21 protein-coding genes are annotated in these 26706 nt (G+C 32.8%); 5 read left to right on the top strand and 16 right to left on the bottom strand.

All coding sequences use genetic code 11. The features are described 5' to 3' along the window. Positions 1-765 (top strand): hypothetical protein, encoded by a 765-nt coding sequence (locus GKC53_01900; protein ID QRN40910.1) that lies wholly within the window; start codon positions 1-3, stop codon positions 763-765. A 2-nt stretch (positions 766-767) separates the two neighbouring features. Further along, the gene (locus tag GKC53_01895; GenBank protein QRN40909.1) at positions 768-2234 is read left to right on the top strand and encodes an ATP-binding cassette domain-containing protein; all 1467 of its coding nucleotides are present in this window, start codon (positions 768-770) and stop codon (positions 2232-2234) included. Between the two features lie 402 nt (positions 2235-2636). Here GKC53_01895 and GKC53_01890 read toward each other — a convergent pair whose 3' ends face one another. The 3 genes from GKC53_01890 to GKC53_01880 form a co-directional block, all read right to left on the bottom strand. Beyond that, positions 2637-4751, bottom strand: coding sequence for a hypothetical protein (locus GKC53_01890; protein QRN40908.1), 2115 nt, complete (start codon positions 4749-4751; stop codon positions 2637-2639). Positions 4752-4803: 52 nt separating this feature from the next. After that, the gene (locus GKC53_01885; GenBank protein QRN40907.1) at positions 4804-7035 is read right to left on the bottom strand and encodes an autotransporter domain-containing protein; all 2232 of its coding nucleotides are present in this window, start codon (positions 7033-7035) and stop codon (positions 4804-4806) included. 429 nt (positions 7036-7464) lie between these two features. Further along, positions 7465-9675: a RelA/SpoT family protein gene (locus GKC53_01880; GenBank protein ID QRN40906.1), complete on the bottom strand. Its 2211-nt coding sequence runs from the start codon at positions 9673-9675 to the stop codon at positions 7465-7467. A 166-nt stretch (positions 9676-9841) separates the two neighbouring features. Here GKC53_01880 and GKC53_01875 point away from each other — a divergent pair, with 166 nt between their 5' ends. Continuing rightward, a complete protein-coding gene (locus GKC53_01875; GenBank protein ID QRN40905.1) occupies positions 9842-10639 on the top strand; it encodes an NUDIX domain-containing protein in 798 nt (265 codons plus the stop codon). On the opposite strand, the gene galE is transcribed toward GKC53_01875, so the two are convergent. The 7 genes from galE to GKC53_01840 form a co-directional block, all read right to left on the bottom strand. After that, positions 10623-11630 carry a UDP-glucose 4-epimerase GalE gene (gene galE / locus GKC53_01870; protein QRN40904.1) on the bottom strand — a complete coding sequence of 336 codons (1008 nt, stop codon included), beginning with the start codon at positions 11628-11630 and terminating at the stop codon, positions 10623-10625. The two genes, GKC53_01875 and galE, sit on opposite strands and share 17 nt — an antisense overlap. A 1-nt stretch (position 11631) precedes the next feature. Next, entirely contained in the window at positions 11632-12522 is an 891-nt protein-coding gene (gene argB / locus GKC53_01865) for an acetylglutamate kinase (GenBank protein QRN40903.1), read from the bottom strand. 5 nt (positions 12523-12527) lie between these two features. Beyond that, a complete protein-coding gene (locus tag GKC53_01860; protein ID QRN40902.1) occupies positions 12528-13355 on the bottom strand; it encodes a UDP-diphosphatase in 828 nt (275 codons plus the stop codon). A 35-nt stretch (positions 13356-13390) separates the two neighbouring features. Beyond that, the gene (locus GKC53_01855) at positions 13391-14092 is read right to left on the bottom strand and encodes a thioredoxin domain-containing protein (protein QRN40901.1); all 702 of its coding nucleotides are present in this window, start codon (positions 14090-14092) and stop codon (positions 13391-13393) included. Between the two features lie 22 nt (positions 14093-14114). Then, positions 14115-14891, bottom strand: coding sequence for a hypothetical protein (locus GKC53_01850; protein ID QRN40900.1), 777 nt, complete (start codon positions 14889-14891; stop codon positions 14115-14117). 72 nt (positions 14892-14963) lie between these two features. After that, positions 14964-16466 (bottom strand): YifB family Mg chelatase-like AAA ATPase, encoded by a 1503-nt coding sequence (locus tag GKC53_01845; protein ID QRN40899.1) that lies wholly within the window; start codon positions 16464-16466, stop codon positions 14964-14966. A 14-nt stretch (positions 16467-16480) separates the two neighbouring features. Next, positions 16481-16807: an accessory factor UbiK family protein gene (locus tag GKC53_01840; protein ID QRN40898.1), complete on the bottom strand. Its 327-nt coding sequence runs from the start codon at positions 16805-16807 to the stop codon at positions 16481-16483. A gap of 383 nt (positions 16808-17190) precedes the next feature. On the opposite strand from GKC53_01840, the gene greA reads away from it, so the two are divergent. Continuing rightward, positions 17191-17664, top strand: a complete 474-nt coding sequence (gene greA, locus GKC53_01835) for a transcription elongation factor GreA (protein QRN40897.1) — start codon at positions 17191-17193, stop codon at positions 17662-17664. Between the two features lie 53 nt (positions 17665-17717). Here the strand turns inward: greA and GKC53_01830 are convergent, their stop codons facing one another. From GKC53_01830 to metF, 5 genes are all read right to left on the bottom strand, one after another. After that, positions 17718-19160, bottom strand: coding sequence for a catalase (locus GKC53_01830; protein ID QRN40896.1), 1443 nt, complete (start codon positions 19158-19160; stop codon positions 17718-17720). Between the two features lie 48 nt (positions 19161-19208). Further along, positions 19209-19688, bottom strand: coding sequence for a DUF4442 domain-containing protein (locus GKC53_01825; protein QRN40895.1), 480 nt, complete (start codon positions 19686-19688; stop codon positions 19209-19211). Further along, positions 19688-20233 (bottom strand): DUF4442 domain-containing protein, encoded by a 546-nt coding sequence (locus tag GKC53_01820; GenBank protein QRN40894.1) that lies wholly within the window; start codon positions 20231-20233, stop codon positions 19688-19690. Before GKC53_01820 ends, GKC53_01825 begins: the two co-directional genes overlap by 1 nt. Before the next feature lie 2 nt (positions 20234-20235). Beyond that, positions 20236-21117, bottom strand: coding sequence for a folate-binding protein (locus tag GKC53_01815; protein ID QRN40893.1), 882 nt, complete (start codon positions 21115-21117; stop codon positions 20236-20238). Positions 21118-21718: 601 nt separating this feature from the next. After that, entirely contained in the window at positions 21719-22558 is an 840-nt protein-coding gene (gene metF, locus GKC53_01810) for a methylenetetrahydrofolate reductase [NAD(P)H] (GenBank protein QRN40892.1), read from the bottom strand. A gap of 663 nt (positions 22559-23221) precedes the next feature. On the opposite strand from metF, the gene metG reads away from it, so the two are divergent. Then, positions 23222-25276 (top strand): methionine--tRNA ligase, encoded by a 2055-nt coding sequence (gene metG / locus GKC53_01805; protein ID QRN40891.1) that lies wholly within the window; start codon positions 23222-23224, stop codon positions 25274-25276. On the opposite strand, the gene GKC53_01800 is transcribed toward metG, so the two are convergent. Then, positions 25273-26439: a serine hydrolase gene (locus GKC53_01800; protein QRN40890.1), complete on the bottom strand. Its 1167-nt coding sequence runs from the start codon at positions 26437-26439 to the stop codon at positions 25273-25275. The genes metG and GKC53_01800 overlap by 4 nt on opposite strands. Positions 26440-26706 lie beyond the last annotated feature (267 nt).

Below are 26706 nucleotides of genomic sequence, written 5' to 3'. Positions count from 1 at the left end.
ATGGGGATAGGTAATTTGCAATATTATTTCTCTATTGATGTCTGTACCAAATTGTTACTAGTTATTACTTTAGGAACTGTTTTGGTAGCTCGTTATTTAGAACAGTTTTTTAGTGGATGGTACTGGTTTTTATTTTTAGTACCAATAGTCGTTTTGTTGGTTGACAAACGGTACAAAGGCACATTGATATACAGTTTACTTATAGGAAGTTTGATATTTTTAGTTAAGTATCAATTTATTAACTTTTCAAATTTAGCTTATTTGGAAGCTAATCCTGTTTTATCGACTATGTTTACCGTTCTAGTGTTCATGTCATTTTTTACCTTAAAAGTTTTACCTGCTTTTGCACTGGGGTATCATCTAGTAAAATCAACTGAGGTGAATGAAATAATTTTTGCTTTACAAAAAATTAAAGTTCCAATGTTGTTTGTTATTCCTATTGTGGTCATTTTTAGATTTTTTCCTACTTTTGGAGAGGAAAAAAAATCTATTATGATGGCCATGAAAATGCGTGGATTAAGTGGTTGTAATTTCATTTTCCATCCATTCGAATCAATTCATTTTTTATTAATCCCACTGATTATGAGTTCAGTTAGAATTGCGGAAGATTTATCGATTGCTGCTATGACTAAGGGTTTGACTCCCCGTCCAACTACAACTAGAACCATTATGTTAGAAGATACACAATTGAGTATTTTGGATTACCTAATTTTAATACTTTGTTTCGTCACTTGGGTATTATTTATTTATGCGTGGATAGTTTGAGCATGCATCATATTGAGATCCAGAAAGTTAATTTTGAATATCAAGGTGCGAATCATCTAGCCCTAGATAATGTTAATTTATCCATTTCTAGAGGTTCTGTAGTACTTTTATGTGGCAAGAGTGGATGTGGTAAAACCTCCATCACTCGTTTAATTAATGGGTTAATTCCAGAATTTTATGACGGGGCTTTATCGGGTAATATTTTTATATATCAGGAAAATATATTACAAAAATCGGTTGCTGATATTAGTGCCCAAGTTGGTAGTGTTTTTCAAAATCCTAAAGCTCAGTTTTTTAATTTAAATACGAGTGATGAGTTGACTTTTGCTTGTCAAAATAAAGGATTATCCAAAGAGTTCATTTTACAAAAACGAAATCAGGTTATTCAAGAATTTGGTATCCATGAGTTAATGGATCGTTCCATTTTTAGTTTATCAGGTGGAGAAGCTCAAAAAATAGCTTGTGCCAGTGTTTCGTGTTTGGAACCAGACATTATTGTATTAGATGAGCCCTCATCCAATTTAGATGCTAAAAGTATTCAAGAGTTAAGAATAGTATTAAAGCGTTGGAAAGATAAAGGAAAAACCCTTATCATTTCAGAGCATCGTTTATACTATTTGTTAGATATAGCAGATCATATTATTTATCTTAATCAGGGACGAATTGATATGATCTTTACTCCTCAGGAACTATTTGAATTGCCACTAGACGAATATAATCAATTAGGGTTAAGAGCGAGAAGTTTACAAGAGATTGATTTGTTAGCTAAAAATCAATATGCTCAACAGTTGATGGTGGATAGTAAAGCAACTGGTTTTTTATCGATTAAAGAATTGCAATATTTTAGTAAAAAGAATAAGCCTATTATTACCATTAAAAATATCACATTACATAATCAGCATATTTATGCATTAGTCGGAAATAATGGTGAAGGGAAGTCTACTTTTTTAAAATCATTAGCAGGGCTTAATCATTCTGTAGGACAGTTAGAATGGCATCGAAAATCAGTCAAGGCAAAATACATGTCTCGATTGGCTTATTTGGTTATGCAAGATGTAAATCATCAGTTATTTACTGAATCTTTATTGAGTGAAGTTTTGTTGAGTATGAGGAAATTAAAATTACCTCTTGAGCAAAAAAAAGATAGAGCTTTATCTATTTTACAAGCTTTGAATTTATCAGATTTTATTAAGGTACATCCCATGAATTTGTCAGGCGGGCAGAAACAACGTTTGGCTGTCGCTTCTGCTATTGCCAGTGAAAAGCCTATTATTTTATTTGATGAACCAACCAGTGGCCTCGATTATCAAAGTATGTTAGATGTTGCTCAGATCATTCAAAGTATTGCATATAACCGAATAATTGTTATTGCTACCCATGATCCAGAATTTATACGGCAATGTGCTACAGATATTATGTTTTTTGAGCAGGGCACAATTAAAAATATTCAATCATTAACACAGGTTTGAGTAAAGAGATCATTGATAAGTTTGTAACTAAAGATTATTTGTGTTCTATAATTCCTATACTACGATCTTTAACTTCAATGTTTTCGAAATACCTTTTTATTTTGATCCTAATTGATTTCATTCCTATTTATTTTTTAAATTGGATAATCAATATCGAGTGTACAAGTTTATTCATAGGGGGTACAAAACGTTCTTTATCTTGACACAGAGATGATCAAGTAAGGGATAATGATGAAGTATTAGTATGTTATGGAGCGAATGTTTTAAAGTGTGAGAATAGATAGGTAATGACATCTGAATAAGTTACAGATATCTATCAAGTAAAGAAACTAGATTATTTTAAGTAAAATTTAAAGATAAAAAAACCAGTTATACAACTGGTTTTTTTATCATAGCTCGAAATTAAAATTTATGTTGAATATTGATAGACAATTGTATATTTTTATTTTTCTTATTATTGAATTTGAAACCTAACCCAGTATTTAGGGTAGTTGCCTTATTCAAGGTAACATTAAGGTTTGAGTTTATCTCGACCCATCTGCTATAGTTTGCTAGCTCAACTTTCTTATTAAAGTAAAGTGGCGATGCCTTAATTCCTGAAGATATTTTAAAATCTTTATTTTTAAAATTTTGGCCATAAGTAATTTCTGCAGATAAATTAGTGGGCTTATCACTAATTTCAAATTTACGGGTATTGACGTACCAACCTAGGGTAGCATAAGCCTGATTGTATCGTGCATCCCCGAATCGCATAGAAGTCATATGGTTATATTTATCCTGGAATCCTTTGAATTTATAATGATTGTAGCTAAGACCTAATAATGGCCCCATTTGCAATGTCTCATCTTCATTGTTGATCCATAGATTCCAACCACCGCGAATGTTCAATCCATATATTTTACTATTAGTTGAGTTAGCAGGTTCAATACGAACAATTTCACCAAGCCTTAAAGATCTTTGAATATTTCTAGCATTTAAATAACCAAAATTGATATCAGTGTTCAACCAATATCTTCCCAAATGATCAAGCCATTGACTATAAAAAATAATATTTTGGCTACTTTGCTTATAGGTAAAATCTTTATAAGGCTTGTGCTTTCCGTGACTTAATGCAAATAATGCACCCATACTAAGATAAGGCGAATATTGATAGTTCAAGCCAATAGTCAATATATTGGTATAAGTATTTTTAGAACTACCGACATAAGAATTGGGTATATCGTATAATCCAGAATAACCGCCAAATACAGACCATCCACTTTCCTGTTGTGATAAATCAGAACGTAATCCAGTTAGGTAAGCTTGTAAATAAGATTGATTACTGTAATTTAGGTTAGCGAGTTGTTTTACAATTGAAGCCACTTGGTCTGGTGCCGTCAAAACAGAAATAATATACTGCCCAATTAAAACATGCGTTTCCCAACTCGGATGGAACCAATCACCAAACATATAACGTCGGTCATTGTAAAAAATACCATCTTCTTCGTTACAATGAGCAGAAGGAAAACTGACTAAACAAGGTGTTAAATTCATACTTTCTACATGCCAACCAACAGCATTATCAATCAATTCATCAAACATCCCAGCGGCATCTATATAGACTATTTGCCCATTTAATGGCATTAAGGCTTTTATAGTAGAGTAGTTGAATTGTCTAGTAATACTTGTTTGCATATTGATGACAATATGTAACAAAGCCTCTAAAATAGGTCTAGGAATAAGAGGAAACTGTATTTGTAATAAATCAATATTACGATTAACTAAGAAATCATGACCTTGACCTTGGGGCAGGCTTCTTAGCCTCTTATCCAAAAAATCACCATAGTCTTTACGAATTTGCAGGCCGAGTGTTCTATTTAATGGAGGAGGTAGGAGTCCATACAACAAAGTTACAACGATATCAACATGAGTCAAACTAGTGATTGGTGCATACCCTGCATTAGGAACATTAGGCATGATGACATAAGGCGCCCCATGATCCAAAAGTAATCTAGCACTATCACTAATTATTTGAGTTGGACTAGATTGACTGTGATCATAAAGGTTATATTCCAATTGATTAAAATCATAGAATGGTATTGTAAAAAGATTTAAAATAATACTTACGTTCACATCAGAACCGCCAGACCACAATACATGTAAATTATTTTTATTTGCATGTCCATTATTATCTGCTAAATATCGTTCCACTTGTTCGTATACCCGAGGTGCAATTGATGCAGATATTGCATAGTTAGTCCCATTATACTTAACAAACTGAGATGGTTTATTGGAGAAGTATTGAGAGATAACATCAAAATAACCTGGGTAACCAGGTCCTCCGGCCACATATCGAGATTTATCAATATAATTGGCATCAGATAAACTATCGCCAAAAATAACTACATTGTCAAATTCACTTTTTTTAGGTTTTTCTACGTATTCATAGATATTAATACCAGCAAGAGTGACATGAGCACTAATAACACTCATTCCTATGATTGTCGAAATGATTCTAGTAATTTTTGCTAATTGCATTCATATTCCTTAAAAAAAACATAATTATTAAAATGGTCACAGAAGTATGGAGTTAGAATTTATAATGGTAGCCAATCCCATAATTGAGTTTCCTATTTTTATCATCGTCTGAAATAAAGTTTAGATTGGTGTTGATCATTCCTGATTGATTGATTTTGAAGTTAGCATCCAATTTAATGTTAATCCAATGTTTAGGATTGTTCAATTTTCTAGTAAAAGATGTTAGTGTAGAGTTAATAGCACCTTTTATTTTTGTTTTTTCTGAACCTATGGTGTGATTATAGTTAATTTCAGCTCTGAAACTAGTTGGGATGTTGCCGATATAATAGTCTTTACTGTTGATATACCAACCACTTGCCACATAAAAATCATTTTTATAATGAGACTTAAAGTGCATTGCAGTACTGCTATCACCATTTTCCCTAAAATTTTTAATATTGATACGACTTAAATTTAAAGTAGCTTGTGGGCCAGATTGAAAGGTATCCTTATTGATCCAATCAAAACCACTTTTAATGTTTGTACCAAAAGCATAAGCATCAGTAGAATTGCTTTTTTCTGTACGTTGGTGTGCACCCAGTTGAATATGCCTTTGAATGTCTTTGACTCTCATGTAGCCAAAATCAAGCATGCTATCAAACCATAATCCTTTATTATTAGACCATTGTGAGAATAATGTTAGATTTTCAGCAAAATGACTAAATCTAAAATTACTAAAAGGTTTTTGTTTTCCAAAACTAGTCGTCAACATAAAACCCAGTACCATTTCTGGTGATGTCAATACGTAAGCACCAATATTGATATTATGAGTATAGGTTTTTTTAGATTCTAAACGGTGAGTTTCATAGTTTTTATAATTTATTAAACCAGAGTAACCTGTAATGACATGCCAGACGTTTAATTCTTTCTGGGCAAGTTTTTTGAGACTAAACAATTGACTCTCTAAGAAGTTATTTTTGGTTAAATTAATATTAGAAAAGTGTTCACTAATGGCAGTAACGTATAGTGGTGCATCAAATATGGATTGGATGTATTGAGCAATGATAGAATGAACCTCAGGGCTTGGATGAAACCAGTCACCAAATACATAGGACTTGTCTTTGTGATAATGATCAGAATCGTAATCGCAATATCTTGATGAAAAACCTAAGTCACATGTTGGGACAAGAATTTCGTCAAGACCATAGTTTCTATAATTATCGACTATTTCATCCATTAGCTTCTTAGCATCAAAGAAAATTATATCACCCCCAATTTTATTCAATTCTGCCTCGAGTGAACGATTAAATTGGTCAGTTGGCGTCCTTTGTATTTTTACAAGGAAATCATAAATGTTAATAATATCTAAATGAGGAATAAACCATAATATAGACTGTAGGGTATGAATGCCATTGGCACGAATAAATTCTTTTCCTGTACCTGGAATTTGATTAGCTGGATTTCTTAAATAGTTGTCACTTAGTTTCCCCACATGTGTAATAATACCAAAATCCGGTAGATAAAACTTATCTAGCATACTACTTATAAATTCAACAGGAATGAGAGGTGTGTAAGGCGCCAAGCTAGCGTCTGGTACATTGGAAACCATAATATATTGGGCGCCTTTGTCTCTGAGATAAAGTACATCATCAGCTACGATTTTGGGAGCATTATCCAATGTATAAAATTCTCCGTCTAATTGATAAGAACCATTAATGAAATTCATATAATTTTCAGCCAATGATCTACTAATATCCATACCACCAGCATTCAAGATGTAAATATTTTCTGGATTTGCTACTCCACCAAAGTCTCTGAGATATTGATCAATTTGGTATCTCAAATACAGATTATCGCCTCTATTTTCATAACCAGAGCCTGCTTGAGCATAGTCAACTCCTCCATAACTATTAGGAATTGAGCTTTTACCTGTGTAATGTTCACTAAGATAATCATTATAAAGTTTTGAATGATAACCCCCTGCTAGAAACATGGTAGAACGAGTATGAGTTCCTTTGTCACTTAGACTATCGCCAAATGTAACTAACTGCTTGAACTCATAATTGGATAATTGAGTAAGATAATTTTCTTGAGGGAAATTGGGAATATAGTCAGGGTGAAAGACACCTATCGACCATTCATTGATTCTCTTCTTGGCAAATTTGATTCCTTCTTTGGCAGAAAGAAGAACATTTGGAATATTTTTAATAGTATTGTCTTCGGCGAAATCTACATTTTGTAGACAAGCTAACACAACACAAACTGTTAATTGAGTAATATTTTTTCTACTGATCTTATTTGTCATATTGCGGTTCCAATGTATTTATAAATCATCAATTGTTAAGGGATAAAAGTCTTAAAGCGAGTCAATATTATCAATAATGCTGATTTGTTGTCAAAGGTATTTCTGTATAGATATCAAAATGAATTAATTGGTTATGAATCTTAGCTTAGGCTCATTATCTGGGTTAGAAATCAGTTAAGTACTACAGGAAAGATAAATGTATATTTTTCATCATCTACTTTTTAAAATATCATTTAATTAGAATATTTCTTGGTACTATTAAATTAACTTACTGGTTAATTTAGTAAATTTATAAATTTTTGATGGGCATAGGTATTGATCAAAATTATTTGATATCTAAATGATATATTTTATTTCAAGATTTCTCGTGTGAACTAATAGTTGAATATCAGTAGGTTATTTTTCTATAATGAACGAATTAGTTATATGTTAAATTCGATGAACTTCAAAAACATCTTCAATATTACCTAAAGAAGCCAACACTTTGGGCAAGTCTGACACTTGTTTTATTTCGACTGTAAATTTCATTTTAGCAGTGGTACCACCAGTATGGGTTTGAACACCAGTCACATTAATTTTGTTACGTGAAAAAGTATCAGAAATATCTCTTAACAAACCACTCCTATCTTGAGCTAATATCTCGATATCAACAGAGAATACGTCACTATTCTTATCTAAATTTCCCCATTGTGCACTCAATACTTTTTCTGGATATTTTTTAGCCAAATGCTGGAAACTTTCACAGTTTTTTCTATGGATAGAGATTCCTCTACCACGCGTTACAAAACCAATAATGTCGTCCGGTGGCGCAGGTTTACAGCATTTAGCAAATACTGATAGTAAGCCTGATTGGCCATTAATGAGTACGCCACCATCACCAACTTTTCTTGATTGACTGGCTTTAATTACAGGTTTGGATTGAACCTCAATGATTGTTTCATTTTTAGAATTGATAGTACGAATTGATTTTTGTAGCTGTTTATTTGTTAGTTCTCCGTTGCCAATGGCAACATATAAATCATCTAACGATTTGTATTCTAAATAGTCTACTAGGTCTTGTAAACTAGGTCTTCGATTAAGTTTATAGAGCTCTTTTTCTAGATAGGTTTTTCCTGCCTCTTTGACAGACTCAATATTCTGTTTTCGAATAAACGATCGTATTTTTGAAACTGCTTTAGGGCTCTTAACCCATCCTTCATATAACCAGTTTACAGAAGGATGACCATCTTTAGAGGTGATAATTTCTACACGTTGGCCATTTTCTAGTGGTGTAGATAAGGGGACGATATGTCCGTTTACCTTAGCGCCACGACAAAGGTTACCAATGTCTGAATGTAAAGCATAGGCAAAGTCAATGGGTGTAGAACCATTAGGTAGAGATAATACTTTTCCCATAGGCGTTAATACATAAATTGTATCTTTAAACAGCTCTGTTCTAAAGGCATTAGCCAAGTTTGGTTTATCTGTCTCAGACACATTTTCTCGCCACTCGAGTAATTGTCGTAACCAGGCTATTTTTTTCTCATAGGAGGAATCCTCCTTTCCACCTTCTTTATATCTCCAGTGAGCAGCTATTCCAAACTCAGCAAAATCATGCATTTCAAATGTTCTAATTTGAACTTCAACACCTTTATTTTGAGGCCCAATAATAACTGTATGCAAACTTCTGTAGTCATTAGGTTTTGGATTAGAGATGTAATCATCAAATTCACCAGAAATCGGCTTCCATAAACTATGAACAATACCCAACGTGTTATAGCATTGGGGAATAGTTTCAACCAATACACGAACAGCTCGAATATCGTATAATTCATCAAATTCGAGTTTCTTTTTTTTCATTTTTCGGTAGATGGAATAGATATGTTTAGGTCTACCAGCAACCTCACATTTGATATTTTCTTTTTCCAACTCTGATTTGAGAATATTAGTAAAGCTTTTAATATATTCCAAACGTTCATCTATTTTCTCGTTTAGTAGGGTAGCAATTTTTTTATATTCTTCAGGGTTTTGATTTTGGAAACCTAAATCTTCCAATTTCCATTTTAATTGCCAAATACCCAAACGGTTAGCTAAAGGAGCAAAAATATCTAATGTTTCTTTAGCAATAGCTCTTTTATCAACATTAGGAGGTGCATTGGCAAGATTTCCCATACTTTGGGTTGCCATACATAATTTGATTAATACGATACGAATGTCATTAACCATGGCCAATAACATCTTTCTCATCGATTCAGATTGTTTATTTTGCTCCTCAGGAGTGGTAAATTTAGCTACCTTAACAAAATTAGTTAATTCTTGGATTTGATTTAGACCTTCTATAAGTAGCTCTGTTTCTTCGTCAATATACGGTTTAAGTTTTTCTTTCCAGTTGCTAGGATAATAGTTAGGAAAATAAGAAAAAAGGGTAGCAAGGATGGATCTTTCATGTAAATCTAAGTTATTAACAATTTTTGCAGATTCAATTAAATGAGTAATAAGGGGTTCTCCAGTGTCAGTTTTTTCATCTTGTGGATAATATTTAAACATGAGATCTATAGATGTTTTAAACTTTTCAGAGGAGATATTACTCAAAGCTACCTGGCTTTGATCTAAATAATCCTGATTTATAACAATATCATAACCTTTTAATTTTGTTACCATTAGCTTATTCTCTAATTTTTATTGTATTTTTATTCTAGCATTTTTTATTCAATTAGGTTAATCCACTTTAACTGTATTTTAATGATTATGATGAGTTAATAATATACATTATTAAATATGAGTATAATTAAAGTCTGTATTAATTTATTAAAATGATGATGAACATATGAATAATGGAAAACAAGTTAAGGTTGTAGCAGCTATTATTTTTAATGATAAGAAACAAGTTCTAATCAGTACTAGACCCAAAGGAAAATCTTATGCAGGGTACTGGGAGTTTGCCGGTGGAAAACAGGAGATTTATGAAACTAGTTTTCAAACTTTACAAAGAGAGCTTAATGAAGAGCTTGGTTTAAAAATTGATTATGCAACACCTTGGTTGAAAAAAAATGTTGTTTATGACCGAGTCTATTTGAGTCTGTTTTTTTGGAGAGTCTATCCCAAGAATTGGAGTGGAGCAGTTACCCCTAGAGAGAATCAGGAATGGAAGTGGGTTGATATTCCAAGTTTAGCACAAAAAAAATTATTACCAGCCAACCATTCGGTTGTTAATGCATTGCAAATCCCAGAAGTACTTTTTTTGAGTAACTCGATATTATTAGCAAATAATAAAGAATTTCAGATCCTACCTTATAAAGAGGCAACACATAAAAGACAGTCTATTTATATTTCCCATAAAGATGTCGAAAATCTGGGCTGTTTACCTAATTTTGAATGGGTAGCTGTTGTAGTAGAGAATAAGGAAGAAATGAGAGTTTCTTTAGAGGCACACGCCGTAATATGGAATATTTCTTCAGAACACAGTTTTCAGGAATTAACAGAAGTCCTATCTGAGGGGCAATTTATTCCCATATTAGCAATTAATTTTTCAAATCAGGAGGCATCCAAACTTAGAGAACTAGGCCTTCATGGATTTATTTATACCGCCATTAATAACGATTTGAGTATTACTCATAACCATTAGGGTTGTTTTTTTGCCAGTTCCAAGTATCGTGTATCATTTGTTCCAAATCATTATGTGTATCCCAGTTTAAATTTTTTTTAGCCAAACTAGGATCTGAATAACAGGTAGCAATATCACCACTACGTCTTTCAACTATTTCATAGGGGATAGTGCACCCGCTTACTTGTTCGAATGCATGTATAATTTCTAAAACTGAATAACCTTGCCCAGTACCTAAATTATAAATATGTACACCAGGATCATTTTGGTGTTTTTGTAATGCTTTGATGTGTCCATTGGCTAGATCTACTACATGGATGTAATCTCTAATACCTGTGCCATCTTTGGTATTATAGTCATTTCCAAATACCGCTAATTTTTTTAATTTCCCAATAGCTACCTGACTAATATAGGGCAACAGATTATTGGGAATACCGTTGGGATCTTCACCAATTTCGCCACTTTTATGTGCACCTATTGGATTAAAATAACGAAGCAGTACTACACTCCATTGAGTGCTTAGTTGTAAATCAGTGAGTATTTGTTCTACCATGTACTTAGATGTTCCATAAGGATTTGTCGTTCTACCGGTAGGCATATTTTCTGTAATAGGTACCGTGTTTGGCGTTCCATAAACTGTGGCAGAAGATGAAAATACAATGTTTTTAATATTGGCTATCTGCATTTCTTGTGTCAGAATAATGCTACCGATAACATTATTATCATAATATTTTAAAGGGTGTTGAATACTTTCACCAACTGCTTTTAAACCTGCAAAATGAACAACCGCTTCGATGGGGTATTGTTTAAAAATTTGTTTTAATAAATCTCTGTCTCTTACATCACCTTGAATAAAAGCAATAGAACAACAGGCTAATTTTTCAAGTTTAGAAAGAACTATTTTATTAGAATTAGACAGATTATCTAATATAAGAACTTTGTAGCCATTTTTTATTAATTCTAACACAGTGTGTGAACCAATATAGCCAGTACCGCCAGTTACTAAAATCATATTATTTGTCCTCCTCCTGGGGAAGTATCATTGATCCTATACCCTCATCTGTAAATAGCTCTAAAAGTAAGGAATGAGGAACTCTGCCATCAATAATATGTACAGCATTATTACCTTCTTTCGCGGCTTCTAGCGCTGCATTTATTTTTGGTAACATGCCTCCATATAGGGTACCATTTTTAATTAATATATCAATTTTGTTAGGTGTTAGATTTGTTAATAAATTTCCATCTTTATCCAGTACACCTGGTGTATTAGTCATCATGATTAGTTTGGCTGCACGTAAAGCACTTGCACTCTTGCCTGCTACAATATCAGCATTAATATTAAAGGCTTCCCCATCAGAGCCAACACCAATAGGTGCAATAACAGGAATATTACCACTAGAGATTAGGTTTGATAAAAAATCCGCATTAATTTCAGTGATTTGTCCAACTTGTCCGATATCAACTTGGGTGTCTTGATCGATATTAAGTATCATTTTCTTTGCTTTAATAAAATGACCATCAATACCTGTAATCCCTATGGCTTTGCCTCCAAATAAATTAATTAAGGATACAATTTCTTTATTGACAGAACCCCCTAGTACCATTTTTACTACAGACATGGTTTCATTATCAGTGATTCTTAGTCCTTGAAAAAATTGTCCTTTTTTTCCCATTTGTTCGAGTATAGTATTAATTTGAGGGCCTCCCCCATGTACGACAACTGGGTTAAATCCTACAAGTTTGAGTAGAGCAATATCTTTAGCAAAGCTTTTTTTAAGCGTTTCATCAATCATCGCATTTCCACCATACTTGACGACAATTGTTGAATTAGAAAACTTTCTAATGTAGGGAAGGGCTTCAGATAATATTTCAGCTTTAGTTAAATTAGATATTTGTTTTGACATAAAAATTATCCCTGTAAAATATCCTTTACACCGAATACCAAGAGCAATATTAAGCCAACCACAACTCGATACCAACCCCAAGGTTTGAATCCATATTTTTGTATCAAGCCGATAAATAATTTAATCGCAAGAATGGCAATGGTCAATGAAACAAAACTGCCTACTAAGAAAATTTTAATATTATCAGGTGTACTAGTAATGATTTCATAACCTTTTTGAGTTCCTTCTTGGGTAGGCCACGATTTAATAAATAGAGAAAATCCCGTTGCTGCACACATAGTTGGGACAGCTAACAAAAATGAAAATTCAGCAGCCAGAGTGCGAGATAATTTTTGTTGTATTCCGCCAATAATAGAAGCAGCTGAGCGACTAACACCTGGCATCATTGCTAAACATTGCCAGAAGCCAATGATGAGAGCCTGTTTATAAGAAATATTTTCTTCTTTATATGTTGTTGGTTTATCAAGATATTGATCTATAAACATTAAAATAATCCCACCCACAATAAGAACAATAGCAATATAAACGGGTTTATCAAAAACTGCTTCAATCTTAGAGTGAAATAAGGTTCCAAAAACCAGAGCAGGGATGACAGCTGCAATAAGTTTAGAATAAAAAGAGATACGGGAGAAATCAAAGAATTTATTTCTATATAAAAAAACAACCGCTAAAATAGCACCTAATTGAATAGCAATAATAAGAATTTTAATAAAGCTATCTTCAGGTACACCAAGTAGATTCAAGGTAAAAATAATATGGGCAGTTGATGAAATTGGCATATATTCTGTCAACCCCTCAACTATTCCGATGATAATGGTGTCTATCAATGTCATGATGTATTTCTTTAAATGAATATATGTATTATTGACTATTTAGATTGATTGGCTAAGTGAACAAATTCTCCACCAGTATTAATGAGCACATTGATGGGTAGTTTATCTTTTTTTGACAAATTGATAAGGCCATCTAGGATTCTGACTAAATCAGTTTCTGATTTTAAAGCATTTAAACTAACTTTATACTTTCCCCCAATAACAATATTGGGTGTTGTTTCTAATTTATATTTTTTTGATAATATTGAAATATCTTTGGCTTTATTTTTATTATGTGGTGTTTGGTAGCTTTGTGCAATTTTTTTACCGTCAAAATTAGTTTGTTTATTAAGCCATTCGATAGTAGTTTTTTCATCAAAAAAATTAACTTTATCATTAAAAGTTGCTTGAAAAATATAATTATTCGCGACTTGGGTCATCTGATTTTCATCTACTGCAACACTAAGTCGAATTAGATTTAAAAACTCAGGTGCCCAAAAGACATGAATATTCCGAAAAGCCACATCAGGATCATCTAGATGACTCTCATATTTTTTTAGTATTGGATCAAAGTCTTTACAATGAGTACACACGTAAGAAAAGACTTCAACTAACTCAACTTTATCAGGGTGAATTGATTCAATAGGGTCTTCCAAAATGGTATAGTCCCTACCTTCTTTTATGTTATTCAAGCTAGCAAAGCTTAAGTTGATTGCCAAAGTAACACTTGTTAGCAATAAAAGGTGGCGATATTTCATTGTATTAATCCTCCATACTAAGTTATTGTGAAATAATTAAGCTATCTATATTTTTGTTTTTCAGTGTAGATTTAATTTGATAAGCCTGTTCTTTTGACACAGGTTGTATCGTCATGACTCTATAGTAGTCCTGGCCATTAATATTTACCTTGACTACAGTAGAATTAATATCCATCATAATTAGACGAGCTTTTTGTTTACTAGCCTCTTGCGGTGTCTTATAGGAACCAATTTGTACTTTATATTTTTTACCAGTACCAGTTTTTTGCTCTGTTCTTTGAGATATTTTTCTACTATTGATATTATTAATTAAGTTGCCAATAGTATCCTCATTGTTTGGCTCTTTTGCCGGGGGTATGATTTTTTTTGCAGGTTTGTTGACATTAATATTTTTATCTTGAATTTCGATATTGTTCTTATTTGAGGTCTTGCTATTAATATTATTGGAATCGTTATTTTGTACTTCAGAAAAATCAAAATCAGGGTAATGTTTAGTATCTGAATTATATTCAATATGACTGGTGGGATCGAAATTATTATTTTGGGAAAATATTTGACTATTTGTTAAGTCACTTGAGCTAATTCCATTGTTGAAATCAGCAGGATGCAGTGTCTCAGGTTGTTGTTTATCTTTTGAAATATTAATTGTAGCAATAGGTATATTGGGATCTTTCTTTTTAGCAGAAAAATCATGTTCTAAGACAGATCTATTAATGAACCACAATAATATAACGATCAAAAATGTAGCAATAACCATACCAATAATCATACTAAGTATTTTTTTTCCAAAATCTTTCATATTTCTTTCTCTTTAAAATAGAATAATTATAATAATCTTGTATATGTATTTGATACTTAACATATTTTATGATCAAGTTCTTCTAAAGCTAATTGCTTGTATAATATGCTTGGTTTCAACCGTGACAGATGTTTCTAAATCAGCAATAGTTCTAGCCACTTTTAAAATTTTATAAAAACTCCTTGTGGATAAATTTAACTTCTTCAAATTATTCATCAAAAATGATTTGGATTCTTCTTCTATCCTAGCATTTTTATCAAGTTCTTTTGGACTTAATTCATTATTTAATTTATCGGAACGATTGTACTGTATTTCTCTGCATTTGATAATTTTTTTTCTTATCGTTTCACTGGATTCCATTTGTGACTGTTCTTGTAGGATTTCTTCTATAGGGATAGCTGGCATATGTATCATTAAGTCAATCCTATCTAAAAAAGGACCTGATAATTTATTTTGATACTTTTTAACTTGTTCAGGGCTACAATGGCAAGTATAGGTAGGGTGTCCGTAAAAACCACAGGGACAAGGATTCATTGCTGCTATGAGTTGGAAATTGGCGGGATATGTGACTTGTCTGGTGGCTCGAGAAATATGAATTTGTTTTGTTTCCAGTGGTTCTCTTAAAACTTCTAACACTTTTCTATCAAATTCAGGTAACTCATCCAAGAATAATACACCATTATGGGCTAATGTAATTTCTCCAGGTTTGGGATTGGAACCACCTCCAATGATTGCAGTTGCAGATGCACTATGGTGAGGACTTCGAAAAGGACGTTGGCATGTGTTTTGATTTATTTGAAAATCTGAAAGCAGAGAAGAAATCATCATATTTTCTGTAAGTTCTCTGGATGTAAGAGGAGGTAAAATAGAAGGTAATCTATTTGCAATCATTGATTTACCTGTGCCAGGAGGTCCAATTAATAACAGATTATGACCACCTGCAGCAGTGATTTCTAAAGCTTTTTTAGCCGTTTGATGTCCTTTTACTTCATTTAAATCGGGTAATGAAGCATAGCTATTAGAATGTAATATAGTAGACTGGAGCGAGCACTTCACAAGAGAATCTATACCGTTTAAATGTGAAGCGACTTGTGTCAGATTTTCAGCAAATAAGGCGGAGAAGCCAGAAGCTAATTCATTGTAAATTGTATTAGATTGAGGTGCAATCAATACCCTGTTATCTTGTGTGGCAGCCTGCATGATTAAAATACCACCTCTGATAGCACGTAGTTGCCCAGATAAGGCTAACTCACCGGCAAATTCATATTGGGATAAATCTGCTTGAATTTGTCCAGATGCCGCTAATATACTGATGGCAATAGGTAAATCAAAACGCCCAGATTCCTTAGGAAGCTCGGCAGGTGCTAGATTAACAATAATTTTTTTTGTAGGGAAACTAAAACCACTTTGTAAAATAGCAGCTCTTACTCTATCTCTACTTTCTTTTACTTCTGTTTCTGGAAGACCTACAATGTGGAATTGTGCCAATCCATTAGATAAATGAGTTTCGACTTCGACTAGCGGTGTATGTAAACCGAGCAAAGCCCTACTATAAACGATTGCTAGGTTTTCCATGATTTATTTAACCATTATTTATCTGTTTGAGTATTAGAGACTGTTTTAGCTTTTAAAGTTTTAGGTTTCGTTATTTTGTTGGTATTACGACTGATTACTTTTGTATTTTGTTTAGATTCTAAGAAGTTAATACGTTGTTCTAATTCGGCTATTTTTATAGCCATCTTTTGTACCATTTTTTGTTGGATATCAAATTTATCATGCGTGACAATATCTATTTTGTTCAGAGCAGAGCTAAGAAGTGACTTAATATTTTTTTCAATATCCTTAGCGGGATTGCCTTGAATTATATCATTTATTTTAGAAGAAAACTCTTCGAAAAGAACATTAGGTAAAGACATATTAACTCCTTTTATTAAAATTTTATAATAATTGATGTCATTACATTATAAAAGGCGGTGCTTAAAAAGCAATAAAAATTCTCATTTTCAATAAATCATTAGAATCAGTCAAGTACATTTTTGGGTTATGCATTCAATACGATTCAATATTGCACTAGTTAAAAAGAAGATTGATATGAGTGGTTAATATTTGAAGATGTTCAATTAAAAGATATCAATTCACATAAAAATTGAGTACATAAAAATTGATTGATTTAGGAGGTAACCTTTGTATTTTTATGAGTAATTTGTTACAATCAACCTATGATTTTTGGTAGTAAGGCCGCCATTTTGGCGGCTTCGTTTTTTACTGTGTAATAGTTTTTAATTAGGGGTGAATAAATATGGATAAAGTTCCATTGACAGTGAAGGGTGCTGAATTGCTTAAAGCTGAGCTAAAAAGGTTAAAATCTGTTGAGCGTCCTGCAGTCATTGCAGCCATTGCTGAAGCTCGTTCACACGGAGATTTGTCTGAAAATGCAGAATACGATGCGGCAAAAGAAAAACAGGGATTTATTGAGAGTAAAATTCGTGAAATTGAATATAAATTGTCTGTCGCTCAGATAATTGATCCTAAGGAATTTAATGAGGAAGGAAAAGTAGTATTTGGTGCAACTGTAACAATTGAAAATTTGGATACTGAGGAAAAATCTACTTATCAAATTGTAGGAGAGGATGAAGCAGATATTAAGTTGAATAAAATTTCTGTCCTGTCTCCAATTGCTAGAAGCTTAATCGGTAAAGAAGTGGGTGATATTATTGAATTGGAAACCCCTGGTGGAAGAAAAGAATTAGAGATTTTAAAAGTTGAATACTAACAAAGAAATCCTGATTTAAATGGGATTTCTTTGTTAGTAAATCTAGTCATGATTTATTTTTTTTCAAGATTTTTTCGAATATTTTTTGCCAAGTCTGTGTCTATTTTTTTCCACAACTCGATGGCTCTTTCTAAAACCGCTTTATTTTTTACAGAACTCATATGAGTAGCGATATTTTTGGCTAATCTTTCTTTTTCTGCCTCATTGAATATATCGTACAAAGCTTTTGGCTGAGAGAAGTAGTCCTCATCATAATCTCTGAAGTCATAATGTAATGCCTCCATTTCTGTTTTCAAAGGAGGTTCCTGTGGTGTATTGACAGAATATTCATTTTGATAATTAGGGGCATAGTTAATTGTGCTTCCTGCATTACCATCTACACGCATTGTACCATCTCTATGTGTGTTATGATATGGACAAATAGGGGTGTTAACCGGAATTTGCTGATGATTAACACCTAAACGATAGCGTTGTGTATCTCCGTAAGAAAAAATTCTGCCTTGCAACACTTTATCTGGTGAAAACCCAATGCCAGGAACAATATTGGCTGGATTAAATGCGGCTAATTCTATCGATTGGAAGTAATTTTCTGGGATTTCATTTAATTCAAATTCACCAACCTCTATCAAAGGATAGTTTTTATGAGGCCAAACCTTTGTTAAATCAAAAGGGTGTACTTTACATTCGTAGGCTTCTTTTTCAGGCATAATTTGAATATAAAATTTCCACTTTGGAAAATCTTTTTGCTTAATTGCATTTAAGAGATCAGTTTGAGAAGATTCCCTGTCTTCTCCCACTACTTTTTTGGCTTCTTCATCAGTTAAATAGTCAATTCCTTGTTGACTTCTCCAGTGAAATTTTACCCAGAATCTCTCATTGTGCTTATTAATAAAACTGTAAGTATGACTACCAAAACCATGTTGTTGTCTAGCATTGGAGGGGATACCTCTATCACTCATCAAGATCAATACCTGATGGTAGCTTTCCGGATTAAGTGACCAATAATCCCAGGCAGCTTCATTATTTCTAAGATTAGTTTTAGGATCTCTTTTTTGAGTATGAATAAGATCAGGAAACTTTAGTGGATCCCTAATGAAGAAGACTGGGGTGTTATTGCCCACTAAATCCCAATTACCTTGATGTGTATAGAATTTTAAGGCAAAGCCTCTAATATCTCTTTCTGCATCAGCTGCACCTCTCTCACCTGCCACTGTTGAGATGCGAGCAAGTAGCTTAGTTTTTTTACCAACTTCACTGAAAATATCGGCTTTAGTATATTCAGTAATATCATTGGTAACAGTAAATTCTCCAAAGGCACCAACTCCTTTTGCGTGAACAACTCGCTCAGGAATACGCTCGCGATCAAAATGAGCTATTTTTTCTAATAACCAATGATCTTGTAGCAATAAGGGTGCTCTAGAACCTCCAGATAAAGAATTGTCATTATCAACTACAGGCGATCCGTTATTTAAAGTCATTTCTTTTTGTTTTGACATTTTTGAGTTCCTTTTGGTTGTTATAAAAAGATATGATTATTAATTCAACTAATCCGATGGCCTATATTTAGGTTTTAATCGAACATATAAAGTTCTAGTGGTTGTGGCAATTGTGTCTCCCGTTTCATCATAAAGATTACTTGTTATCTTAGGAAAGTATTTATCACCATTTCTAGTATGTTCATAAATTTCTTGTAGCATTTTATCTGTTATACTACACTCTAGGAATATTTTGCCTATACCAGGTTTTTTAAACTCAATTTCAGCCTCTTTATCCCATATATAATATTTGTCTCCTAACAGAAGAATCAGCATCATCGCATATATGGGATCAGTCATCGCGAAAAGACTACCGCCGTATTGAGCTCCGTTCACATTTCTAGTAGCAGCCCAATTTTTTAGTCTTACTTTACAATATCTAAAATCATCACTTAATTCAGTAACACCAATCCCTGAGAACAAAAAAGGTGGCCATATATTCATAATCCAACGCACAATATGTTTATTTTTAGGCAGATATTGAAACATTACCTATCCTCTCTGACTGGATTTGTAGTATGAACCAGATTGTCATCAGTATTATTATTGACTTTTTTTTGTTTTCGGTACTCAGGCTTTAGTCTAACATATAAAGTTCTTTGAATGGTAGCTACTTCATTGCCTTTTTTATCGTAAACTGTGCCAGTAACAGTAGGAAAATATTTATTACCATTTTGGGTGTTCGCAATAATCTCTGTAACTAGATGGTTAGATATTTGGCACTCTAGATATACTGTCCCAATACCAGGATTTTTAAAAATAATTTTAGATTTTTTATCCCATACATAATATTTGTCTACACCTAAGATTGCAAGCAACATCATGCCAAATACACAGTCTGACATGGAAAAGAGACTACCACCGAATTGAGTACCATTGGCATTTCTAGTACTAGGCCAATTTTTTAATTTAACACGGCAACGATGAAAATCAGGATCAATGGAAATAACTTTAATACCACTAAAAAATAGAGGAGGATAGACATTAATGAAAAACTTTAATGTATTAGGATGTTTAAAAAACCATGTTTTCATAATTATTCGACTGTCTCTTGATAATAAAACAATTGTTTTAATTCTAAAGGATTTAAATTATTTTTTTTATTACCATAGAACAAGGGTTCTGAATCGATTTTAATGACGGCTAAATATATGGACTGTTGACCTATTTGTGCTTTATTCAGTATTAGTCCAACCTCTTGCTCTTGTTGGTATAAAATATCACCAATGAGGTATTCATCTGATGATGAGAAAAGAAGAGCAGGCCTTCTTTTAACTTGCCCCCTATATTGAGATCGTGCAATAATTTCTTGTCCTGGATAACAACCTTTTTTAAAGTTTACTGCACCTAACCACTCTTGATTGAACATTTGGGCGACACATTTTTCACTGGTACTTTGGGTTATCCAAGAAAAACCTTGTGTTATCTCAAAACTATTCCAATCATTTTCATTCAAAATAATTTCTCCTACTTGAGTCTTAGGTTTCACATAAACAATAAATTGTGAACCATTCGGGCAGGGGATAGTAATGCTTTCATTACTTGACTCAATAGAAAACTTTAAAGGAAAAGGTACTGATTGAATTAATGTTTTATCAAAATGACCAGTAATTTGATAGGAATTATTATTTCTATGGAGAATGTTAACTTTACTCCTTAATTTGTACAAATTCAATTTTTGAATCAAAATAGGAATAAGATCCCTTTTGACAAGAATTAGAACATTACCGCCGGTATTGCATACAATAAAATTAGCTATGGCTCTTCCTCTGTGGTTATTATAAGTAGCATAGCACGCTTCATTGAATTCTAACGCAGAGATATCATTTGAAAACTGGCTTTTTAAAAAGATTTGTCGATCTTCACCAGTGACTTCAATAATTTCAAAACTTTGCAAATAATATTGATTAGTAGGCATAACACCATCCAATTGATTGAGAAAAATAGATATAAGCTCACCCACTAACTGTTTTCAGTGGCTTATTCTAGACAGTTCACTTTATATCAATACATATAAAATATCAATATTTATAAATTTATAAATCATTTAGGGGAGCGATAGATTTAAAGCAATAGGGATATTTCCCAACCAAATTATATAGTTGCTGTTTTACGGTATTGATGAATAATAGTGACAGGTATTTCTCATATAGAAGATTGCCTACAATATAGTGTTGAGATAATATAATAAGAGAGCTATTTTGGCTTATATTGTGTGTAACATTGAGTGATATTTTTTAATGATGGTCATTTAAGAGACTATCGGACAGGATTTGTATATTCAAGATATACCAATCAAAACACTAATGGTAAGCATAATTCGCCCAATCAAATATTTTTGTAGTTGTTCCTTTAGCATGAAAATGCCACTGTAAAACTGATGATAGTTTGAAATTTAAGCTATGGGAAAACGTTTAATTGAAATAACCTAAAAAGAAAATTGATAAATAATCGGTAACCATTTTGGCCATTTGTACAAGGGTTAATCTGACGATATTATGTGTATACTTGTAATATGTTTAATAGCCTAGTCTTTCACAGATGGTGGAAACTAACCCTGCCTGATTAAGAGTATAAAAATGTAAACCTGGTGCGCCTTGTTGTAATAAGCGGTCGCATAAATTAGTGATAAAATCCAAGCCTAGTGCTTTAATTGAGGCCGTATCATCAGCATAGGACTGTAACTTCAACTTTAACCATCGTGGGATTTCTGCACCACAACTATCGGAAAAACGAGCCAGTTTGGAAAAACTAGCAATTGGCATAATACCCGGCACTATGGGGATATCGATACCTTTAGCGTGAATTTCATCTAAGAAATAAAAATAAGCATCGATATTATAAAAATATTGAGTAATGGCAGAATCTGCACCAACTTTACACTTGTGAATAAAATTTTGAATATCATCGTCAGCACTTCTTGCCTGTGGGTGAATTTCTGGATAGGCTGCTACTATAAGCTTAAATGTGTCTTGATATTCGTTTTTTATAAAAGAAACAAGTTCACTTGCGTAGGTAAAGCCATCCACTATACCAATCCCTGAAGGAATATCTCCACGCAAACATAGAATTTGTTGAATTCCCATTTTTTTATACAGATCGACTAATTCTTTAACTTCCTGCGCACTAGAACCAATACAGGCTAGATGGGGGGTGGCGGGTGTATTTTGTTCTATTAATATATCTTGAATAATTTGCAAAGTACCTGCTCGTGTGCTCCCCCCCGCGCCATAAGTACACGAAAAGAAATCAGGTTTAAACTGCTTGAGTTGTTGTCTTGTGATACCTAATTTTTGTCTTCCTTCATTTGTTTTAGTAGGGAAAAATTCAAAACTCAGTTTTTTACTATTAGAATTCATGTTAATACTCAAATTCAATTGAAATTTTCTTGAATGTAAACTATTTATATAAATTAGGCAAATAATTATAATGGATTTCTACTAACGAATTAAATTTTATAATTTTTAATAATCTGATACAATCAGCCGGTTAAAATGGTGCTTTCCATATGTCTTGAATCCAATAGTGGCAAATAAATAATAAGCCGACCATATGTTATTTGGAGCATGGTTGTGTGTAATAATCAGGCTACTTTATTCGTAAGTTGTTTTTGTAAAATAGTTAGGGTGTTAATAAAATAAGAGATTTAATCTTGTATAGCGAAAAGTATAGCGAAAAATTGTAGTGCAAAAAACTAAAAAGTCCACAGGTATGTAGAGTGGTTGGTACGTCTATTCATTGTAAAATACGTTTGCATACAAGTTTCTAATGTAAAGATCAACAACGTAGATCATTAGCTGGTGTTTGAAAAAGATTATTTTAGCCATAGAGCTAGTTCATTGTTGAACAGTTTGAAAAAATATTTTATTTATTTTTCAATAATCTACAGTTAACGTGGCATAATATACGATGGGAAGGGACTGTAGGGATCCTTTTTAAATTTTAAAAAAAACTTTAGTGATATTTAAGATTTTTCAATAAATTGTTTGTGGGAAAATAAATTAGAAATTGGAAGAGTAGGAATGAAGAGAAAAATATTGGTGACCAGTGCTTTGCCTTATGCTAATGGAGATATCCATTTGGGACACATGATAGAACATATTCAGACAGATATATGGGTACGATTTCAAAAGATGCGGGGGCATGAGTGTTATTACGTGTGTGCTGACGATACACATGGTACTCCTGTGATGTTAGCGGCGGAAAAGCAAGGTAAGAAGCCAGAAGAATTGATTGCTGAAATGAACGCACAACATCAACAGGATTTTGCTGGTTTTTTAATCCACTATGATAACTATTACACCACGCATTCACCAGAAAATAAACAATTTTCTAATAAAATATTTAATTGTTTACAAGCAAACAACAAGATTACAAAAAAAACTATCAAGCAATTATTTGATCCAGAAAAAAAAATGTTTTTACCTGATCGCTTTGTTAAAGGCGAGTGTCCCAAATGTCATGCACAGGATCAGTACGGAGATAATTGTGAAGTATGTGGTGGAACATATAGTTCGGGAGAATTGATTAATCCATATTCTACTGTATCTGGGGTAGCGCCTATTTTAAAAGCGACAGAACATTTCTTCTTTAAGTTGAGTGAATGTGAGGGCTTTTTAAAGGATTGGATTCAAGGAGAGGATACCTTAGCTGATGGTACTATCAGAGCACATTTGCAAAAACAAGCTTTAAATAAAATAAAAGAATGGTCAGATGGGGACTTACAAGATTGGGATATTACACGTGATGCACCTTATTTTGGTTTTGAAATCCCCAATGCCCCAGGAAAATATTTTTATGTTTGGCTAGACGCTCCCATTGGTTATATGGCTTCATTCTTGAATCTATGCGAACGAATTAGTATAGATTTTGATGAGTACTTCAAGGTGGATAGTACAACAGAGTTGTACCATTTTATTGGTAAGGATATTTTATACTTTCATGCTTTATTTTGGCCTGCAGTATTAAAATACTCTACTTATCGACAACCGACTGCCGTTTATGCACATGGTTTTTTAACAGTGGATGGACAAAAAATGTCTAAATCTCGAGGTACTTTTATTACAGCGAGATCATATTTAGATGAAGGCTTAAATCCAGAATGGATGCGTTATTATATTGCAACTAAACTAAATAGTAGGATTGAAGATATTGATTTGAACTTACAAGATTTTATTGCGAGAGTGAATAGTGATTTGGTGGGAAAATATATTAATATTGCTGCACGTGCTTCTGGATTTATCCAAAGAATATTTAATGGTTGTATTTTAGAAGTTGGCTCATCTGAATTAGTTCAGGCATTACAACAAGAAAGTGAGATGATTGCACAACACTATGAAAATAGGGAATATGCGATAGTTGTAAAAAAAATTATGGCATTAGCGGATCAAGTGAATGCGTATGTAGATCAAAACAAACCGTGGGAGTTAGCGAAAATCAAAGAGCAAGCTGTACGATTACACCAAATATGTAGTGAGTTAATTTATGCATTTAAGATACTTACTATTTATTTGGCGCCTATTTTGCCCCAAATAGCACAAAAGGTAAGGCAGTTTTTGAATTTGGATTCTTTGGATTGGGGTGATATTTATCAACCATCAGAGCATTTAAGAATAAATGCTTATCAGCATATGGTTTATCGTGTTGAGCCTAAGCAAGTAGCTCATCTTATTGAACGCAATAAAAAGAGTATGCAAAATAATATCAATTTGGCAGAGATCACGAATCATAATAATCATTTTAAGCCAGAATGTAGTTTTAGTGATTTTGCTAAAGTTGATATGAGAGTTGCTAAAGTTTTAGCCTGTGAAAAAGTCGAAGGAAGTCATAAGTTATTAAAATTCCAGTTAGATTTAGGTGGTGGTGTAAAAAAAATAATCTTTTCAGGTATTGCGACTAGTTATCAAGATCCGGATGAGCTAGTAGGTCGAATGGTGATAGCAGTGGTGAACTTTAAGCCACGTAAAATAGCAGAATTTGGTATGTCGGAAGGCATGATATTATCTGCAGCAGGAGATAATCAGCTATTTTTATTAGATGTAGACAGTGGTGCTAAGCCAGGTATGTCTGTGGGTTAGGAATGAATCAGTTGTGCTACACAATTAGCGATAGCCTTGCTGTAAGGTTGTGTTGAGCGGTATGTCCCATCTCTTTGTACACCCATATTTTGACGGTTAGTGAGAATAATGATTTGTAGATGTTGTTTTAGATCATATATAACTTGTGCTCCAGTGAATCCCGTATGGCCAATGGTTTGTTGACTGCTTAGGTCTCCCATATAGCTGGGACGATTAACTTCCCAACCCAAGGCGCGATGTGGGAAATACGCTTGAGTGAATTGATGGGCAATATTTTCTTGATATAAAGTTGTATTTTGATAGCTTCCTTGATTAATAATTAATTCTCCTAACAAAAATAGATCTCGAGCAGTAGAAAAAACACCTGCATGGCCTGATACTCCTTGCATGGCATAAAAAGCATTCCCATCATTGACTTGACCTATCAAAGTTTTTTTACGCCAAGCTAAAAAATCATTGAATTTTTTTGTACACAAAAAATTCAATTGGTTGTCTCGAATTATTTTCATCTCATAAGGATTACCATGTGAAGTAGCAACTATTTGATTTGGAGAATAATATCTTAATGGAAGATATAAAGTAAACTGCATATCTAAAGCTTGGAAAATATATTTTTCGATAAATTCGTGCAGTGGAGTATAGGTAATGTTTTCAATAATATAACCTAGTAAAATAAAGGAGAAATCACTATATATTGATTTGGTATCTCGAGGATAGATTAAAGGTAACTCATTAATAAATTGCAAGATATCAGATTTTTTTTTAGCATGGTAATAGATAGGTTTCCAAGCAGGAAGACCAGAAGAGTGGGTGAGTAATTGACGAATATTAATATCTCGACCTATTTTGTTAAGTTCTGGTAGATAGCGATAAATTGAGTCTTGTAACCGGTATAATTTTTGATCGAGCAATAGCATCATGGCCTGAGTGGTTGCTATAACCTTAGTCATAGAAGCAATATCGAACAAATTATTTAGTTTGTCTAATGGTCGAGGGTTGGCTAATCTACCTTCTTCATTATAAAGTTGAGCCCAACCATGCGATTGATGATATAAAATTTTGCCTTGGTAAGCAATTAAAATATCACAACCAGCAAATGCCCGTTGGTTTAGATGATCTTGGGTGATGATATGAATATTTCGAGTGAGTTGTTCTGTTGGCATAATTATTTTCCGTTGTTTGTTTTGAGTATTTATCGATAGATAATCTTAAATTTATGGCTCTATTCATAATCATGTTGGAGAAATTTATCATCAAATTTGAAGTGATGATTATTAATTTTGATTGCAGCTTTTTTGTATTTTTCTTCAACCTCGTTACTGTTGACAGTTCTATATAATTTTTTATTGTGTTTACTGAAAATAAGAATTAAATACTACGTAAATTAATGTATAATCTTACCCCATAAATCAATCTTAGTACCTTATTTT

It is taken from the genome of Neisseriaceae bacterium, from assembly GCA_016864895.1.
In the GTDB taxonomy this organism is placed as follows: Bacteria; Pseudomonadota; Gammaproteobacteria; order Burkholderiales; family Neisseriaceae; genus QFNR01.
Note: the sequence above shows the minus strand (reverse complement) of the source record. Positions and strands in the feature narration are given on the sequence as shown.

What these genes read in the sequence shown, in the direction of transcription:
- GKC53_01855 (QRN40901.1), bottom strand. Translation starts at nt 14,092, where the DNA reads ATGAAATATCGCCACCTTTTATTGCTAACAAGTGTTACTTTGGCAATC.
- greA (QRN40897.1), top strand. Translation starts at nt 17,191, where the DNA reads ATGGATAAAGTTCCATTGACAGTGAAGGGTGCTGAATTGCTTAAAGCT.
- GKC53_01875 (QRN40905.1), top strand. Translation starts at nt 9,842, where the DNA reads ATGAATAATGGAAAACAAGTTAAGGTTGTAGCAGCTATTATTTTTAAT.
- GKC53_01815 (QRN40893.1), bottom strand. Translation starts at nt 21,117, where the DNA reads ATGCCTACTAATCAATATTATTTGCAAAGTTTTGAAATTATTGAAGTC.
- GKC53_01880 (QRN40906.1), bottom strand. Translation starts at nt 9,675, where the DNA reads ATGGTAACAAAATTAAAAGGTTATGATATTGTTATAAATCAGGATTAT.
- GKC53_01885 (QRN40907.1), bottom strand. Translation starts at nt 7,035, where the DNA reads ATGACAAATAAGATCAGTAGAAAAAATATTACTCAATTAACAGTTTGT.
- metF (QRN40892.1), bottom strand. Translation starts at nt 22,558, where the DNA reads ATGAATTCTAATAGTAAAAAACTGAGTTTTGAATTTTTCCCTACTAAA.
- GKC53_01890 (QRN40908.1), bottom strand. Translation starts at nt 4,751, where the DNA reads ATGCAATTAGCAAAAATTACTAGAATCATTTCGACAATCATAGGAATG.
- GKC53_01850 (QRN40900.1), bottom strand. Translation starts at nt 14,891, where the DNA reads ATGAAAGATTTTGGAAAAAAAATACTTAGTATGATTATTGGTATGGTT.
- argB (QRN40903.1), bottom strand. Translation starts at nt 12,522, where the DNA reads ATGTCAAAACAAATATCTAATTTAACTAAAGCTGAAATATTATCTGAA.
- GKC53_01900 (QRN40910.1), top strand. Translation starts at nt 1, where the DNA reads ATGGGGATAGGTAATTTGCAATATTATTTCTCTATTGATGTCTGTACC.
- GKC53_01830 (QRN40896.1), bottom strand. Translation starts at nt 19,160, where the DNA reads ATGTCAAAACAAAAAGAAATGACTTTAAATAACGGATCGCCTGTAGTT.
- GKC53_01800 (QRN40890.1), bottom strand. Translation starts at nt 26,439, where the DNA reads ATGCCAACAGAACAACTCACTCGAAATATTCATATCATCACCCAAGAT.
- GKC53_01860 (QRN40902.1), bottom strand. Translation starts at nt 13,355, where the DNA reads ATGACATTGATAGACACCATTATCATCGGAATAGTTGAGGGGTTGACA.
- GKC53_01845 (QRN40899.1), bottom strand. Translation starts at nt 16,466, where the DNA reads ATGGAAAACCTAGCAATCGTTTATAGTAGGGCTTTGCTCGGTTTACAT.
- GKC53_01840 (QRN40898.1), bottom strand. Translation starts at nt 16,807, where the DNA reads ATGTCTTTACCTAATGTTCTTTTCGAAGAGTTTTCTTCTAAAATAAAT.
- galE (QRN40904.1), bottom strand. Translation starts at nt 11,630, where the DNA reads ATGATTTTAGTAACTGGCGGTACTGGCTATATTGGTTCACACACTGTG.
- GKC53_01825 (QRN40895.1), bottom strand. Translation starts at nt 19,688, where the DNA reads ATGTTTCAATATCTGCCTAAAAATAAACATATTGTGCGTTGGATTATG.
- GKC53_01895 (QRN40909.1), top strand. Translation starts at nt 768, where the DNA reads ATGCATCATATTGAGATCCAGAAAGTTAATTTTGAATATCAAGGTGCG.
- metG (QRN40891.1), top strand. Translation starts at nt 23,222, where the DNA reads ATGAAGAGAAAAATATTGGTGACCAGTGCTTTGCCTTATGCTAATGGA.
- GKC53_01820 (QRN40894.1), bottom strand. Translation starts at nt 20,233, where the DNA reads ATGAAAACATGGTTTTTTAAACATCCTAATACATTAAAGTTTTTCATT.